The sequence below is a fragment of the Rhizobium lusitanum genome (genome assembly GCF_014189535.1).
Lineage (GTDB): Bacteria > Pseudomonadota > Alphaproteobacteria > Rhizobiales > Rhizobiaceae > Rhizobium > Rhizobium lusitanum_C.
In genome coordinates this window covers 13,255-28,652 of the sequence record NZ_CP050304.1, presented here as the reverse complement: position 1 = coordinate 28,652, position 15,398 = coordinate 13,255, and the positions used below count along the sequence as shown (strand labels likewise).

Annotated in this window: 17 protein-coding genes; 10 read left to right on the top strand and 7 right to left on the bottom strand. The window is 56.1% G+C overall.

All coding sequences use genetic code 11. The annotated features are described in order from the left end of the window. Positions 1-34 precede the first annotated feature (34 nt). On the top strand, positions 35-931 hold the full coding sequence (locus HB780_RS00175; protein ID WP_183686399.1) for a hypothetical protein: 897 nt from the start codon (positions 35-37) through the stop codon (positions 929-931). 180 nt (positions 932-1,111) lie between these two features. Here the strand turns inward: HB780_RS00175 and HB780_RS00170 are convergent, their stop codons facing one another. Beyond that, positions 1,112-1,921, bottom strand: coding sequence for a non-homologous end joining protein Ku (locus HB780_RS00170; protein ID WP_183686176.1), 810 nt, complete (start codon positions 1,919-1,921; stop codon positions 1,112-1,114). A gap of 15 nt (positions 1,922-1,936) precedes the next feature. After that, positions 1,937-2,764: a non-homologous end joining protein Ku gene (locus HB780_RS00165; RefSeq protein WP_183686174.1), complete on the bottom strand. Its 828-nt coding sequence runs from the start codon at positions 2,762-2,764 to the stop codon at positions 1,937-1,939. A gap of 380 nt (positions 2,765-3,144) precedes the next feature. On the opposite strand from HB780_RS00165, the gene HB780_RS00160 reads away from it, so the two are divergent. Beyond that, positions 3,145-3,702: an exodeoxyribonuclease III gene (locus HB780_RS00160; RefSeq protein WP_183686172.1), complete on the top strand. Its 558-nt coding sequence runs from the start codon at positions 3,145-3,147 to the stop codon at positions 3,700-3,702. A 110-nt stretch (positions 3,703-3,812) separates the two neighbouring features. Then, a complete protein-coding gene (locus HB780_RS00155; RefSeq protein WP_183686171.1) occupies positions 3,813-4,211 on the top strand; it encodes a hypothetical protein in 399 nt (132 codons plus the stop codon). 48 nt (positions 4,212-4,259) lie between these two features. On the opposite strand, the gene HB780_RS00150 is transcribed toward HB780_RS00155, so the two are convergent. The 3 genes from HB780_RS00150 to HB780_RS00140 all read right to left on the bottom strand — a co-directional run bounded on the left by HB780_RS00150 (position 4,260) and on the right by HB780_RS00140 (position 6,336). Continuing rightward, positions 4,260-5,501 (bottom strand): MFS transporter, encoded by a 1,242-nt coding sequence (locus tag HB780_RS00150; RefSeq protein ID WP_183686169.1) that lies wholly within the window; start codon positions 5,499-5,501, stop codon positions 4,260-4,262. Between the two features lie 184 nt (positions 5,502-5,685). Next, positions 5,686-6,060 (bottom strand): GFA family protein, encoded by a 375-nt coding sequence (locus HB780_RS00145; protein WP_183686167.1) that lies wholly within the window; start codon positions 6,058-6,060, stop codon positions 5,686-5,688. A 96-nt stretch (positions 6,061-6,156) separates the two neighbouring features. Next, positions 6,157-6,336: a DUF3309 family protein gene (locus HB780_RS00140; RefSeq protein ID WP_183686165.1), complete on the bottom strand. Its 180-nt coding sequence runs from the start codon at positions 6,334-6,336 to the stop codon at positions 6,157-6,159. Positions 6,337-6,793: 457 nt separating this feature from the next. On the opposite strand from HB780_RS00140, the gene HB780_RS00135 reads away from it, so the two are divergent. From HB780_RS00135 to HB780_RS00125, 3 genes are all read left to right on the top strand, one after another. Next, positions 6,794-6,940: a DUF1127 domain-containing protein gene (locus tag HB780_RS00135; RefSeq protein ID WP_183686163.1), complete on the top strand. Its 147-nt coding sequence runs from the start codon at positions 6,794-6,796 to the stop codon at positions 6,938-6,940. A gap of 337 nt (positions 6,941-7,277) precedes the next feature. Next, complete coding sequence (locus tag HB780_RS00130) at positions 7,278-8,444, top strand: MFS transporter (RefSeq protein WP_183686161.1); 1,167 nt, start codon at positions 7,278-7,280, stop codon at positions 8,442-8,444. Between the two features lie 77 nt (positions 8,445-8,521). Further along, positions 8,522-8,917, top strand: coding sequence for a hypothetical protein (locus tag HB780_RS00125; RefSeq protein ID WP_183686159.1), 396 nt, complete (start codon positions 8,522-8,524; stop codon positions 8,915-8,917). A 30-nt stretch (positions 8,918-8,947) separates the two neighbouring features. Here HB780_RS00125 and HB780_RS00120 read toward each other — a convergent pair whose 3' ends face one another. Then, positions 8,948-9,937 carry an IS5 family transposase gene (locus HB780_RS00120; RefSeq protein WP_183686157.1) on the bottom strand — a complete coding sequence of 330 codons (990 nt, stop codon included), beginning with the start codon at positions 9,935-9,937 and terminating at the stop codon, positions 8,948-8,950. Between the two features lie 134 nt (positions 9,938-10,071). Next, positions 10,072-10,407 carry a hypothetical protein gene (locus HB780_RS00115; RefSeq protein ID WP_183686155.1) on the bottom strand — a complete coding sequence of 112 codons (336 nt, stop codon included), beginning with the start codon at positions 10,405-10,407 and terminating at the stop codon, positions 10,072-10,074. A 129-nt stretch (positions 10,408-10,536) separates the two neighbouring features. On the opposite strand from HB780_RS00115, the gene HB780_RS00110 reads away from it, so the two are divergent. The 4 genes from HB780_RS00110 (at position 10,537) to HB780_RS00095 (ending at position 15,203) form a co-directional block, all read left to right on the top strand. Further along, complete coding sequence (locus HB780_RS00110) at positions 10,537-11,010, top strand: NUDIX hydrolase (protein ID WP_286202821.1); 474 nt, start codon at positions 10,537-10,539, stop codon at positions 11,008-11,010. A 1,067-nt stretch (positions 11,011-12,077) separates the two neighbouring features. Beyond that, the gene (locus HB780_RS00105) at positions 12,078-13,178 is read left to right on the top strand and encodes a porin (protein ID WP_183686153.1); all 1,101 of its coding nucleotides are present in this window, start codon (positions 12,078-12,080) and stop codon (positions 13,176-13,178) included. A 209-nt stretch (positions 13,179-13,387) separates the two neighbouring features. Further along, a complete protein-coding gene (locus tag HB780_RS00100; RefSeq protein WP_183686151.1) occupies positions 13,388-13,699 on the top strand; it encodes a hypothetical protein in 312 nt (103 codons plus the stop codon). A 1,315-nt stretch (positions 13,700-15,014) separates the two neighbouring features. Next, complete coding sequence (locus HB780_RS00095) at positions 15,015-15,203, top strand: hypothetical protein (RefSeq protein WP_183686150.1); 189 nt, start codon at positions 15,015-15,017, stop codon at positions 15,201-15,203. Positions 15,204-15,398 lie beyond the last annotated feature (195 nt).

Here is a 15,398-nt window from a genome sequence, read left to right as displayed (position 1 = left end):
AAGAACATTGACTGCATTGCCGCGTTATCGGACCATGGAAAAGGAACCGAACGACACCTCTCCAACTGAAGCGCGTGTTGGCGCAACGACCGACCTGCCTCACGATCGCATCACCGTGCAGCGTTTTCGGGAGTCTTTCCCCCGTGCACGCTGGAGCGACAGTTTGAAGGCCTGGTTCGTGCCCGGCCGGACAGCCGAGAGGCGCATCGGACGCTGGCTCGCCGAAATGGAAGCGCAGGCCGACGCCTTTGCCGACGAAAAGGGGAAGGACGCCTTCGCATTCGATCCGATCGACAGCCGCTATCTCGAAGCAGCACCTTTGGCCTTTCAAATCCGGACGCCCTATTCGCGCAATGTCGTGACCGAAATCCGAGAAATCCCGTTTGCGCGATGGGATCCCGATCATCGGCTGTGGACGGTGCCGTACCGATCATACAATGAACTGCGCCGACGATGGCCGGCGATCGCGGCGGCAGCCGAGCGCAATGAACCCGTGGTGAGGAAAGCGCGCCGTGAGGCAATAAAGGGCACGGATGAAGAGGAGGTATCGAAGGCGAAACTGCGGGAGCGCCGGCTGAAACGATATCCGGTGCCTGTTGATAATATTCCTTTGTTCGAGCGTGCGATCGGCACGCATTCGGGCGTCGTTTTCTTCACCGGTACAAACGGCGAGTTGGCCGATCCCGGGACCGTCGGCGCGTTCTATTTTCCTGCAGGCCAAGATGAGGAACATGTCTGGGCGTCGTGGCGAGCCGGTTCGCTCGAGGAGTTGGTGACGACCTGGCCGGCACGAACGCCTCCTGGAGAGGAAGAATTGGCACGAGGCTGGTGGCTACCGACCCTGGAGGAATTGCGTACCGCGCGGCAAAAGGCCAGATCAAAACGACGCGCCCAACAGCGCAAGGAAGAAAACGAGGCCGATATCGCTTAGATCGTGCCACGCATTGCTGGAGATAGGTCCTGTGGGTCCAGTTGTTTTCAGGAGCACCGGACATAGCTCGATACGGTGCGGCCATCCGATCGACGGAAGATTGGGCCGAGCCGGATCACGGCGCTGGCGTGGCTGAGATTTCGCAACATGGTCGTCCTGAAGCCGTGGTTTGGTTTCCGCCTATTTGCGGGACCGGGTTTCTGCGGCCAGCGACTTCTTCAAAGCGTCCATGATGTTGATGACATTGTTGGGCGCCGGTGATGCGGGAGCCTTGGCCTTGCTTTTGGACGGCTTCTTCAGCGCCTTCTTTTTCATGGCAATGATGTCAAGCAACCGGTCTTGCACCGGGTCGATGAGCATTTTGGGCGTCCAGTCCCGGGTCTGCTTTTTGATCAGTTGCTGGATGAGCTGTATCATGTCGGAATCCGCCTGTTCATCGCCAATACCCTCGAAATAGGTGTCTTCATCCCGGACCTCGTCGCCATATCGCAAAGTCCAGAGAACGATGCCCTTGCCGCGTGGCTCCAGCATCACGGCGCGTTCGCGACGAGTGATGACCAGCCGGGAGATGCCGACCATGTTCTGGGCTTCCATCGCGTCACGGATGACGGAGAAGGCTTCCTGGCCGACCGGATCGTTCGGGGAAAGGTAGTAGGGCGTATCGAGCCAGATCCATTCGATGCTGTCGCGCGGCGTAAAGGTGGAGATGTCGATCGTCTTGGTGCTGTCCAGCGCGACATTCTCAAGTTCGTCATCCTCGAGAATGACGTATTCGTCCTCACCACGCTGATAGCCTTTGACTTCGTCCTTTTCTTTCACCGCTTTGCCAGTGACCGAATCCACATATTGGCTGACGACGCGGTTTTGGGTCTGGCGATTGAGGGTATGGAAACGGACCTTCTCGTTCTCAGAGGTCGCCGGCATCATCTGGACCGGACAGGTGACCAGCGAGAGCTTGAGATAGCCTTTCCAGTAAGGACGAACTGCCATGGCAACCTCCTCTGATCAGCCGGCCCGGCGTGTGGGCGCTGCGGCGTGTTTGGGTTTGGCCCCTTTCGCTGCCCGGCCGGCGCTTTCGCGCAGAGCCTGCAGAAGGTCGGCGGGCTTCGAGGCAACTGGTGCCTTCTTCTTCGGCAGTGGACGGCCCTCGATCTTGGCTTTCACCAGCTCGGCCACGGCAGCTTCATAGCGATCGTCAAATGTGCTTGCGTCAAAGCTGCCCTTCTTGGTGCCGATGATATGTTGCGCGAGTTCCAGCATTTCGCCTTCGATCTTTAGGTCGGGCATGTCATCGAAAGCCGTCTCGGATGATCGGACCTCGTAATCGAAGTTGAGCGTGTTGGCGATCATGCCTTTGCCGTGCGGGCGAATGAGGACGGTGCGCATCCGCCGGAACAAAATGGTCCGGGCAATGGCCGCAACCTTTTCCTGTTTCATGCCGTCGCGCAGAAGCACGAAGGCTTCCGTCCCCGCCTTGTCCGGCGCCAAATAGTAGGGCTTGTCGAAATAAGTCGTGTCGATCTGCGAGCAGGGGATGTAGGCGTCGATTTTCAGCGTCTTATCACTCTCGGGGACGGCTGCCGCGACTTCCTCGGGTTCAAGGACGATGAACTGGCCATTCTCGACCTCATAGCCTTTGACCTGGTCGTCGCGCTCAACCGGATCGCCGGTCTCGCTATCGAGAAACTCGCGTTTGACCCGGTTTCCGGTTTTACGATTGAGCGTGTTGAATGCAATCCGCTCGGAAGAGGATGCTGCCGTGTATAGCGCCACTGGACAGGAGACCTCTCCGAACTTGATGAAGCCTTTCCAATTCGCTCTTGGGGCAACCATGATGCCGACACTCCTGAACAACCACTGCGATCTAACCGAATGAGCTGGCGAATCGTTCCAAGTCGAAAGGAATCATTTTTCAATGACTTAGTGAGAAAGAGGCCGCTCGCGTTGCGGGCCGCGATCGGGACCTTGATTCTCATGCATCTTTTCGCCGGCGCGCGCGTTTTGTGAGTAGAACAACCTCGAAGGAGTCTTGCGATGGGCGAGCACGAACCGATCGCTACCAGTACCGACAAACGCTATGTGTGTCGCGATGAGGGCGGCAGGAGAGCGCCGATGTCTCGTGGTCCCTCTCGGCCAATGCACATCACGATGCCAGGAATGTCGGCAAATCTGGTCCAGGCGATAAAGGCGATCGCAAGCGCAGATCCAGTTCGATGAAACTTGCCACCTACAATGTCAATGGCATCAACGGCCGCCTTGACGTGCTATTGCGCTGGCTTGCGGAGGCGCAGCCAGATGTCGTGTGCCTGCAGGAACTCAAATCTCCGGATAACAAGTTTCCGCGTCGAGAGCTCGAGCGAGCCGGCTATGGCGCGATCTGGCATGGCCAGAAGTCCTGGAACGGGGTGGCTGAACTTGAGGTTCCCGTCGCACTGGTTGGCGACTTTAATGTCATGCCAACGGACCTCGACGTCTACAAACCTGAACGGTGGCGCGATGACGCGCTCTTTCGGCCGGAAGTGAAGTCAGGCTACGCAGCGCTCGTCGAACAAGGCTGGACAGATGCGATGCGGCACCTCCATCCGAATGAGCGAATCTACACATTCTGGAAGTATTTCCGAAATGCCTTTGCTCGTGACGCCGGATTGCGGATCGACCATTTTTTGCTGAGCCCGGCACTTGCCGCAGATTTGAAGCAGGCCAGGGTCGACAAGTTCGTCAGAGGCTGGGACCACACGAGCGACCATGCTCCGGTGTGGATTGAGTTGTAAGACATCTCGCAGCTATTCCCACCGAATCCGCAGACGCTTTCGCCATTCGACCGCAGAGAGGAACCGATGCCATCCTCGTGAGTTCTCCTGGACAATCTAGGAGAGATGACATGTTGGTTACCGATACACGCGTTGCGCTGAAAGATGGATCGACGACTGTGGAGTTCGTTGGTGAGGGGGCCGAATTCATATCGGTGACCTTCAGCACCACCGACCATTCGCTGGACGACGCAGAGGCGATCACCCACGCCAAGGCACTTATGGTTCAGCTTACCGCTTTTGGCGGCGAGCAAGAAAAAGATGGCAGCATCAACCGCTACGACGCCTTGAGCAACGGCAATTTCGATGCGGGAAGCAAGGGGGTGGAGCCTGTTCCCAGCGCCCGATCCAGCAAGGATACGGACGTTCTTGAAGAGGAACTCGAGGAAGGTCTGGAGACGAGCTTTCCCGCCAGTGATCCCGTCTCCGCTACCACGACAAGCATTTCCTCCAAACGATCGCCTAACTGACAGCGAGCCATGTCGCTTGCTGTCTCCGTTTTTTAAACGAACGGTCTTTCACGAATCTATATTCTTTTGCGCCGACACGGCCCCGCTCTCGCGTTCTCTCCATGTCCTTTTGCCCATATAGATCAGAACTCCTATTGCCATCGCCGCTCCACTTATAATCAGGATCAGCCGGTAACTTTCGGGCGCTTCAAGTGCCCCGGCAATCCAGCCAAATATCGAAGACGACGCCGCTACCCCGAGAAAGACGACCATGTTCAGCATGCCAAGATATAAGCCCTGTCGGCCCGGTGAAATGACCCTCTGCGCCTCCGACATGAGCAGAGGATGGAGGTTCCCTAGTGAGTAGAGCAGTGCCATCAAGGAGACGGCACCTATCACGCTCGCCGCGGGAAAGACCGCCATCCCGAATGATGCCAGCGAACCAAGCGCAATTGAAACGATGACGATCAAGCGGTTGTTCACGCGCTTGATAAGCAACGGAAGGCCGAACGAAGAACCAATTCCGACAAAACTGATAACGGTTAGCCACAGACCCATGGATCCGGCGTCCAGCTTGAAGACGTCGGAGAGATAGGGTGCGGCCCATGCGTTACGGAAAGTGCCACCTAGTGAAATCGTGAGCAATATCGGAAGAAGATAGAGGAGCTTTGGGAAGCCGTCCTCGTCACCGGCGTGTGGTTTCACTGAAACCCCGATTCGGTGCGGCACTGTGCGCCATAATGCAAGTGTGATCACTGCCGTCGCGGCAGCGGCGCCTACCGAGGCGCCGCGCCACCCGGCACATTGCGCCACCCACAGCAGGGGCGATGCGGATATCAGTGCGCCCAGCGAACCGACGGCACTGACAGTCGCGATCCTCGCTGCAGACTTCTTGCCGTCGTACACGCTGCCGTAGTGGTAGACTATTCCCATGAAGATCGGCGCGCATCCGGCCCCAAGAACGGCTTGCCCGACGAAAAGCTGCGCGGGGGATGTACAAGTCGCGATAATCAGGATCCCGACCGCGGCGGCGGCGCTCAGTGCGGTCATCACCTCTCTTACGCCGAACCGGTCGAATGCAAGACCGACCGGCACTTGCAAAATACCAAACGAGATGAAGAACGCGGCGGCGGCGACGCCATAGGCCTGAGGGGATAACCGAAGGTCTGCCGCGATTTGCGGCCCGAGGACCCCATAATAACTTCTGAAGAACATGCTGAGCAGAAAAGCAGCTGAGAAGGCGATGAACTGCAATCGCTCGGTGCGGGCCAATTTGATCTGCAGGCCCGGCTTCTCGGTCCCCGTGGTCAACCGGTCTTCCCTGGCAAGGCGGCACCAATTTGCCCATGATCCGAAGTCACCCGTGAGGATGATGTTGTCCGGTAACGCGGCAATGGCTCCCAGGCGACCCGTTGCCCGTAGACGGGATCGGAATTAGTGTGCGCGCACTTCTTGAGTAGCGCGGACCGGGCGACACCCCATGTCGGACGGTCGCTCATGGCCGATCCTCCTCATGTTGCTCCGCGCCTTTGATCGGGAGTAGCCAGGGCTCGCGGCGCTTGATCCAGAGCTCGTAGGTGGGAACAAGAGAGGTTGGCGCCTCGGTCAGAATCCCAAGCTTGATCTCGGTTTCAGTTTCGTTTGTCGAGAACAGTCTTGATCCGCACTCGGGACAGAACCGACGTCCGGAAAATTCTCCGGTTTCGCCCTTGTGCTCGAAGTGGTCAGATGGCCAAACAGCGAAGAAGGTGAAGGCAGATCCGCTTTCGCGCCTGCAATCGGTGCAGTGGCAGATGCCGATGCGTTTGGGTTGTCCTCGAACCGCAATTCGTACTCGTCCGCATAGGCACGATCCTGTCAAAGTGCTCATGTCACAAGACTCCTCGGTATTAAGTTCCGCATCCTTTCGACCCATTTTTCCGAATGAAAATCAGGGTGAAAATCACGCGAAACTCGACATCCTTTGTCAAACGGGACCAGTGGCAAAGCCGTGGAGACCGCCGAGCAGCCACAAAACAACAAGAACGATCAGCACAAGGCCAAGTACTCCGCCGAGACCCCGGCCGCCGTACCGGCCGTGTGCATAGTAGCCGCCACCGCCGCCGAGCAGCACAACCAAAATCACAATTATTAAAATCGTTCCCATTGTGTTTCCTCATGTTATCGGATCTTCTTGACAAGACCCGTAAAACTACAATCGCGGGGGCGGCAATTGGTTCCGGTTGAGTTAGACGATTAGGGTGACGTAGCCCCGTCTTCAAGACATTCATATAGATGGGCGGCGGCCGGGCCGACCATGTATCGTTGTCTTGACCGCTTGTATAAGATCACCAGGGGGCGATGGCTTCGAAAGCCATTCGCCGAATACCAAGGCTGGTTCTTGTTCGCACAACCCCTCCACGTCACCCGAATAGACGACCCTTGCGTCGCGGATCAAACCCTTCCTCTTGATCCACGACAGAGGGGATATCCCGCTCAGGCGAATGAGTTCACGGCGCTATGGAGCGATTGATAGCGTAGGTGAGTTGGTGATGATCAAGAACAGGCAACGACCCGCGTTATCGCTCCGCTGGCGTCAAGAGACCTCACGAAAGGGGATCAGCATGAACGTAGCACGCTCTTTCAACACTTGGCGCAAGTATCGTCAGATCGTTACCGAACTCGGCCGCATGAGCTCGCGCGAACTGCAGGACCTCGGTATCGATCGCGCCGACATTCACAGCGTTGCCCGCGCATCGGTCGCTCGCTAAGCGGCTGTTTTTGGAGGCGGAACAAGATTAGTGCGAAATCGCACGCTAACCGAATTTGTGCATATTTTCCGTAGTTTGCCGCCTGTGCTGCATATGAAGTTTTAGGGCGAAATGCTATTTAGGATCCAGTTTTGGGATCGAATATCGATCCCAAGCATCGCTTTCTCGGCTAAACGTACGATTTCGCACTAATCTTGTCCTGACCCCAAGTATCTACTTCATCGTTTCACCACGAGCCCGTTACACGGCTGTCATAGTTCGTGCTTATCGACCTGAATTTGCACGTTGCGGAAAGATCCACGACAGCATCTCGAAAGGCATCTCTATGACTGCGACAATGAGCAGCCGGTCCCTCTCACTTTACCCCTTCTTGCTTGTGTTGTTCATGGGCACGACCTGCAGTTCAATGATCGTGCCGTTCATGGCTTACTACATTGTGGAGGGTCTGGGGCGCGCGCCGTGGACAATTAGCCTCTATGCGGGTGGCGTTACCGTTCTCGGCATAATCTGCACCCGCACTTTTGGTCGCTGGCTGGATGCGGGAATTGCGCCTTTTCCGCTGATTGGGGTAGCGCTGGCGGGTTATCTTCTTGCCGCGACTGCCTTGTCGATTTCACCGTCCTTCTGGATCGTTTTGAGCTTTGGCGTGCTCGGATTCGGCCTGAGCAGTAGTGCCGTATCCACCATGTTCAGTCTCGGGGCGGTCGTGGCAGAGCGCGGCCAGATCACGCGTGGCCGGTCTAACGCCTACCTGCGTGCCACTACCTCAACCGCCTGGATGATAGGCCCGGCGGTGGCGTTCCTGTTCTCGGAGCGCTTCGGTGAAGCTGCCGTCTTCAAGCTCGCCTTGGCACTGGCACTCTGTTGGGCGTTGATGTGGTGGATGATTATCCCGAGCGATATGACGCTTCGCCCCAAGACCGGATCAGTGCACACATCTTCTGCCCAAAAGCCCATCGGCCTGTGGTTGGCGGCCGCGTTCGTTTTCTGTCTGTCCTCGGCGCACTCGCTAACATTCAGCGCACTGCCACTGTTCTACGTACGGGAAGTTGGGCTGCCGGGCTATGCGCCAGGCACGGCCTTCAGCATGAAGACCTTCGTGGAGGTCTTCGCGATCTTCACCACGCCAATGATCATCTCCCGCTTCGGTCTGAAAGGGCCACTTGTCGTGGTGGCGCTGTTGGCAACCGTGACGATCCTGCTGCTGTCCTATGTGCAGACCTATCCACAGATGCTGGCGGGCGCTGCCTTGGAGGGGCTGTATTATGGTCTCTATGCCAGCATCGGTATCAGTTTCCTGCAATCTTTCTCCGGCGATCGCCCGGCGCAGGCCACGGCGCTTTACTGGAATGTTCTGAGTGTCAGCGGTATTCTTGCAGGCCCCGCGACCGGCATTATAGCGCAAGCCTACGATTTCCAAGCAGTTATCCGGGTGGCCTCGGCTGTGGCTGCTTTCTCCGCTCTTCTACTTTTCGCGTCAATGTTTCATAAGCACTTGCGATAAAACTTAGAGCCCTACAAGGCGACTATGCCCGCCCAATCACGCCGATTCACTATGCTCTGGATGGGTTCTGTCGAACGATGAAGAAGCAATGGGAAGAAATTGTCGAACTATCAGAATTCTGGGCTTTTAACGGCCTGTGGCTGTTTGTTCGTGATGACTATAAAAGCTTTTCTGAAGCTCGTGAGGTTTTTTTGGGGATAGTTGAAGAGCTTCTTGCACGTAGTAAAATAAAACTTTCGAGGGACGGCGTGTTGTTCGAAAGCTCAGCGATTGAGCAGATTTCACTTTTGGGGCAAGCCTTGCCTGCTGACCGCCGCGAAATGGTGCTCGGAAGGGCTGCGGCTAGTTCATCTACGGCGAGACAGATCGAAGATTTCGATAGAATGGCAGAGGATGCAAAAATTGCCGAAGAAAGCTTATGGTTCTTTCGCGAAGAGTGCCCTGCTGGAGGGCGTTGGTGCACGGGTCATTGAAAGAGCAGAATTCCGTCTTTGATGCGGTGGCTAGACGGCGACGATCTTACAGCGGACGGATTTCGGGCGTGCGCAGGCCAGCATGCGATTGAGGACAGAGCAGCCGAGGGCGACTTCCGTCTGCTGGGCTGCGAATGCACGTGCCCGCAGCCGCCGTCCGATGATCGATTTGTAGCGACCGATCGCCGTCTCGACCAGAGATCGTTTCCCGTAGCTGGTCGCGGCCTGCCACTTCATCCGGCCGTCGGCGTTAATCGCGGCTATATGATGGGCTCGTTGACTGGGGAGATCGGCGTCCTTCCGTTCCACCGCATTGGCGCGTGGCGGAATGATCACCGCCGCGTCAGGACTGTGATTGGTAATGGTGTCATAGGTCGGATCGCCATCATAGGCGCCATCTGCCGTGAACTGACCAATCGGCATGTCAATCTGGTCGAGCAGCGGCTCCACCTGCGAGGCGTCGCCGGCCCCTTGTTCCGTCATGACATGTGCAATGATGTCGCCGCTGTCGGCATCCAGCACCAGGTGCAGTTTGCGCCAACCCCTGCGGGATTTGACACCATGCTTTTCCTCCAGCCATTGGCCAGCGCCGTAGACCTGCAGCCCTGTGCTATCGATCAGGACGTGGACGGGCCCTTTCTGAGGGAAGCGATCAGAGTGCCGCTTGTTCGGCGCTCTCGGTTTATTTGCACGACGGCTCAGGGTCGTGTGATCGGGAACGACGAGATCCAGCCCAATCAACTTCAGCACCGAGGTAACGAAACCTTCCGTCTGACGCAGCCGAAGGTCGAACACCAGCCCCAGCGTCAGGGCAGTCTCGATCGCCAGATCGGAGTAGCGCGGCTGGCCACCGCGGGTCGTGCGCTTCGGCGCCTGCCAGGACGAGAGTGCCTCCGGCGTCACCCACAGCGTCAGACTTCCGCGCCGACGAAGGCCTGTGTCGTACTCCCGCCAGTTCGTGACCTTGAATTTCATCTTGCCGATACGATGACGGCGGCAGGCGTTGTGTTTGAAAGGCATGTTCAGTCAGCCGCGTTGTTTCCACCCGAGCCAACTACGTCACCGCCGATGAAGGATCCGTGCACCAACGCTACGGCAATGTAAAGGTCGGATGTCCTCAGGGTGGCAAAAGCAAGGCGTTGGTCGTATGGGTCTTACGGCGAAACGCTTGGCGACGCGGACGACGCAGCACGCTTCCTTGAAGACTTCACCGACGGGGCGACCTCTGGTGTATCGTCTTGTTCATCGCTTACGTCGCCTTGACCGATTTCGTCCATCCGATGCTTAATGGCAAGCGCGTATATGGTGTCCAGCACGGTTCGATCCGTGACGTCGGGATCAGTGAGTGCAAGAAGTGCCGCGCGGACGATCTTCTTGCTCGAGGTCTTCGGGCACCTCTTGACGACAAATTCGTAAAGCGCTTTGTTTGATAGGCCTTCGGTCGCGCCATCGACGAGAGCATGGTAGATTTTCTTGCGTTTTTCGCTCATGAGATGTTTCCTTGCGTTGGCGGTTAGCATTCGTCATCAAACTGTCATAAACAAGACCAAAACGCCATCTTGGCGTGAAAGTCTCGGCATCTAAGTTCATTCTTCTAAAGCAGAGTGAGTTGAGTGATCATGGACATGACGATGAAACTCGAAGTTTCCAGGGTGGCCACCTCCGTCGAGCGTGACAAGATCACAATACAAAACAAACGGATTGAACAGGCCGGCGCGATCTGCCTGCGCAAGCGGAAGGGCCAGGACATGGCCGAGGTTCTTCTAGTCGGCAGCAACCGTAACGGACGCTGGGGCATCCCGAAAGGGCATGTCGAGCCCGGCGAAACGTCCAGGGACACAGCGGAGCGGGAAGCGTTTGAAGAGGCGGGCGTTAAAGGTAAGGCTCTAAGGAAGGTCGTAGGGTCATTCACTTACCGCAAGGATGGAACCCCATTTCAGTATCGAGTCGCTGTCCATATTCTGCACGTCAAAGAATTAGCAGAGAGTTTTCCCGAGAAAGGCATGCGCAAGATAAAATGGGTGCCGATCACAGTCGCGAGCCGAGAGGTTGCACATAGTGGGCTTAGCGAGATTTTCCGGGAAATGATGTAAGAGCTCCACCGGCGAGCCCAGGAAGCGATGGAGGCCATCGTTGCCTGATTGTGCCGTAAGTGCCGCGCTGGATTGAGTTGTCATCCGGTCCAATTGCCGGGCACGAATGATCCGTCGGATGCACATCCTTCAGTGACTCTGTGGAGCATTGAGCCGGAATATTATCATTTAACGGATTACGGCCTCAAGAATGCATTGGTGATAGCTTCGCTGTCTCGCAAAGACAGCTTATGTCGCTTGCGCCGGGATTCTCGCGCAAATTGGGGAGCGACGTGTCGGGCTTGCTTAGACCATGAGGCATACCCGACGAAGGGGCAGCCCAAGGGGCACGTCTGATGGCTATCAGGGCATCATAGTTGTGCAGAGCGATGCGGCGCGAGATGGACTGGCCTTCCTTCTTCTCGCCTTTCGTAAAGAAAGAGGTCGTCACAACGATGCCGAAGGTCGCTGGGCCTTATTCCACAATCTGTCTTAGAAAATAGTGCAAAACATTGATAGGACGGGAAAATGCCTCGGTTCTTGGCTCGTCAGATGTGGCCGATGAAAACTCGAAAAATATCATCTGGTCGATGGACATCTGTATGTCCTAAGGTTTGGAATTATAATTATTTATCATCGAATCTGGCATTGAATGTGAGCCCGCGTGCTCGACATTGTGGTGCCCTTCCGCCACTTCGCCACACGCTATGACCGCAGAACCATTCACTTCAAAGGCTTCATCTATCTCGTTGCCGCAATGATCTGGCTCCTGCGAGCGTCGATACGACCGATGCGCCCATGCCTTCGTCTCGAGCATATGCCCCGCTGCGGCCACCCTTCTGGTTCCGATCTCCAAAGCGCCGACCCATCTACAGCATCTGGCTTCTGTAGTGGTGCGATGTTTACGCAACACAAGCCCGTAACGCGTTGTCACATATCGAAGCGTCCTTGTAAAAGAAAGGCCGCAGATGCAATTCTGGTTGCGTTGAGAGAGTGGTGCGCCTGGGGTTTACAAACAGAATCTTGAATGTCGAACGAGCCTTTTCAGTTCGATCATTGCTCACTTTTATATCAAGAACGGAGTTACAATGAACATCAAGAGCCTCCTCCTCGGCTCCGCTGCTGCGCTTGCGGCAGTTTCCGGTGCTCACGCGGCTGACGCTATTGTTGCTGCGGAACCAGAGCCGCTTGAATACGTTCGCATCTGCGACGCTTACGGCGCGGGCTATTTCTTCCTTCCCGGCACGGAAACCTGTCTCAGGGTCGGCGGCAAGGTTCGTACCGAAGGTCAGTGGTACGACCCCTATAACCGTACCAGCACCCTCGGCACAAAGTGGCACACCCGCGCCGAGCTGAGCGTCAACACGGCGACCGATACCGAATACGGTCCCTTGAAGACGGAAACCATCGTCCGCTGGGACTGGAACGACGGCGGTTCCACCAGCACCAACCTCTTGTGGTCCTACATCAACCTTGCCGGCTTCACTGTCGGTAAGACGGACTCGCAGTACAACCAGTTCGTTGGATATGCCGGCGACGTCATCAACGACGACGTTGTCTATGACGGCCCGTACGAACTCAACCAGCTGACCTACAACTACGATAGCGGCACCGGTTTAACTGGCGTTGTCTCGGTGGAAGACAGCAACTCTGGAACCACCACCAGCGCTTACGGCGGCGCTTGGCAGCTATCGGAGTCTGACCACTACGCTCCGAACGTTGTTGCCGGTCTTGGCTACAAAGCTGGCATGTTCGGCTTCAAGGTCGTTGGCGGTTACGACTCCATCGTCGAAGAAGGCGCCGTCAAGGCTCGTATCGACGCGGACTTCGGTGTCCTGACGGCCTTCCTGATGGGCGGCTACAACACCGACGGCAGCAAGCTCAACCAATATGCCGGTTCGAACCAGAAGGTCTCGGCCTGCACCTCGCCTGCCGGCGTTGTGAATGGCTCGAAATGCGGCTGGGGCGATTGGGCGATCTGGGGCGGCGTCGGCGTTCCGATCAACTCGAAGCTGAAGTGGAACGCACAGCTCGCCTACACGGATTCGAAGATCTTCGAGGCAACCACGAACGTCAAGTTCAACCCGGTCAAGAACCTACTGGTGGAGCCGGAATTGACCTACGTTCACTATGAGTATGCCAAGGACGATACCGTTTCCGGTATTCTTCGCTTTGAGCGCACGTTCTAATATTATCTGATTTGGCTTGACCTTCAATCAGAGAATAAAAGCCCCGAGGGAATATCGGGGCTTTGTTCTCCGGCCGGAGGTCGAATCAAGATTTTGTTTAGGCCGCACCTACTGGCAAGAGCGATGCGGAAGCCGGCGCGAGACAAACGGACGTTTAATCTCGCTCGGCAAGTGACAGCTAAGTGTCGGAACTGATTAAAGGAAAGCCCATGAAGAAGATCATTATGCTCGCGGCAATTGCAATGATGTCCACAAACGCGATGGCCGGACCGATGTATGATTCCAAGTCGCTGACTTGTTCGTCCATTCACGAAAAAATCGCCAGCGAAGGTTCGATTGTCCTGAAGTATCCGTCAAGCAATCCAGCCGCTCTGACGTATAATCGTTACGTATCGAATTCGATGTCTTGCCTCGGACAGGGAGCGATCACCAGCTCCAGCGTCCCGACCAGCGACAATCAGAGCTGCAAGGTAAAAACCTGCAGCTTCGTCACTGGAAAAGGACCGAATAAAAATCACTGAAGTGGCGAACCAAGCCTCCATTCTCGTTGGCTAGGTAATACTACCGCCGTGGATGAGATATCGCTGTTATCACGGCAGGGGAATTTGTCCCTGCCGTCTAAAACGCTAACTATAAGCCTGAGGCGCAAACTGGCCGGCGACCTCGCTCTCGTCAGTCGATGTGAAGGTTACTCTCGGCACCGCTCGAAGGTTTTGGCGTTCGCCTCGGACAATCGAATGCCGAGAAGGCTCAAGAAAGGTGCCGCCGCCTGGACGTCATCTTCGTCGTGATCGTCGGCAATCCCTCGGTCGTCCATACGACCTTGATGCGAGCCCATAGAGCACTTCAAATGTTGCGATTACCAAGATCACGGTCGGTCAGCGACGTCAGCGCGATGCGTTTGCTACATACCTTCGAACATTTGTCACCCACGAGGTCGAACATCGGCCTTTCCGATAGGCCCCGCGTTGGCCGATCGACCAAGGGCTCTGAAACTTGTCTTCGTTTGACTTGTCTCCTCTCTCCTATTCCGCTTCAAAACAACTTATAACTTATAATGACGAGGCTCGCATGGCATGATGGAAAGCAAAGTCGGTTGGATGGCGGTCCTTTGATGCTTGAAGGAAATTATAGATTGTTGTGAGGGTGAGGCGATGCTCCTATCGAAAATCGCAAAAGCTGCGAATACTGGCCACTTGGGTATGAACTCTATGCCACCCGACTTCAGAGATGAAGCGCGAGCCGTTCACGACTTCATATCGCAAACGCAAACGAGCCCGGACAGCTTTCGATCATTCCATTGGATGATCTCGACCGGGGATAGGCGGCGCGTTGCCGATTCCAGTGCAATCTCCGGCGGCCCGGTCGACATGAGCCACGGGCGGTCTCGGAGTGCTCCGTTCGCGCTTGTCTTCGGTGCAATGACCAGAATGTTGTCACTGCCACACATTTACGCCGTCGATATGCCACTATCGTACAGCGTGGTGCGTCCAAGAGACATTCTTGCGGAATTTAATCGGGAGATTCCGGATAGCCTGTTGGCAGTTGTAGCCAGCGGGCGACGGGTCAACGAGCCGATCGGCTGGTCGCTTAACATGGTCTTCGTGGGCTTGGACAATCCCAACCCCTTCGTCAGTCTCAATCGAGCGTTGCTGGCTACCCAAAAGCCACTTCGGGGCGAAAGGCTGCACTCCCATCGATGCGTTCCGATCTAGCGCCTACCGCAGGCCCTTGAGAATAGGTGCGGTGTTAAGTTTCATGTCCTTTTGACCCCGGGTGAGTTTCGTATGGAATTCAACACGTGACAGGCACCAATCGTGGATCAACGAGGACAAAATGAAGAGACTGGCTTCCGGTACGAACTATGTTCGATGTGGACTGGGTGAGATCGAAGTGATCGCCCTCCGGGATGGTTATATCGACAGCCGTGAGTGCACGGCCTGCCTGAAAACCGCAGTGTCGGCCTCACGCGGCCACATTTCAAACAACGTGACAACGCCGTTCGCGATTATCCAAGGCTCCTGACGGCTTTTGCAATTCTAAGCCGAAAGTGAAATCCTTAGCTGAAATCGAGGCCGATGATGACTGTGAAACGGCTCCGTCATTGTCTACGACGAAAAATCCGACAGCTGGTCGCGTGTGAAGGACATGCCGGAGCCTGCACACCATACGGCCACGGTCGCGCTGGACGGGAAAATCTACGTCTTTGGAGGGCCATGT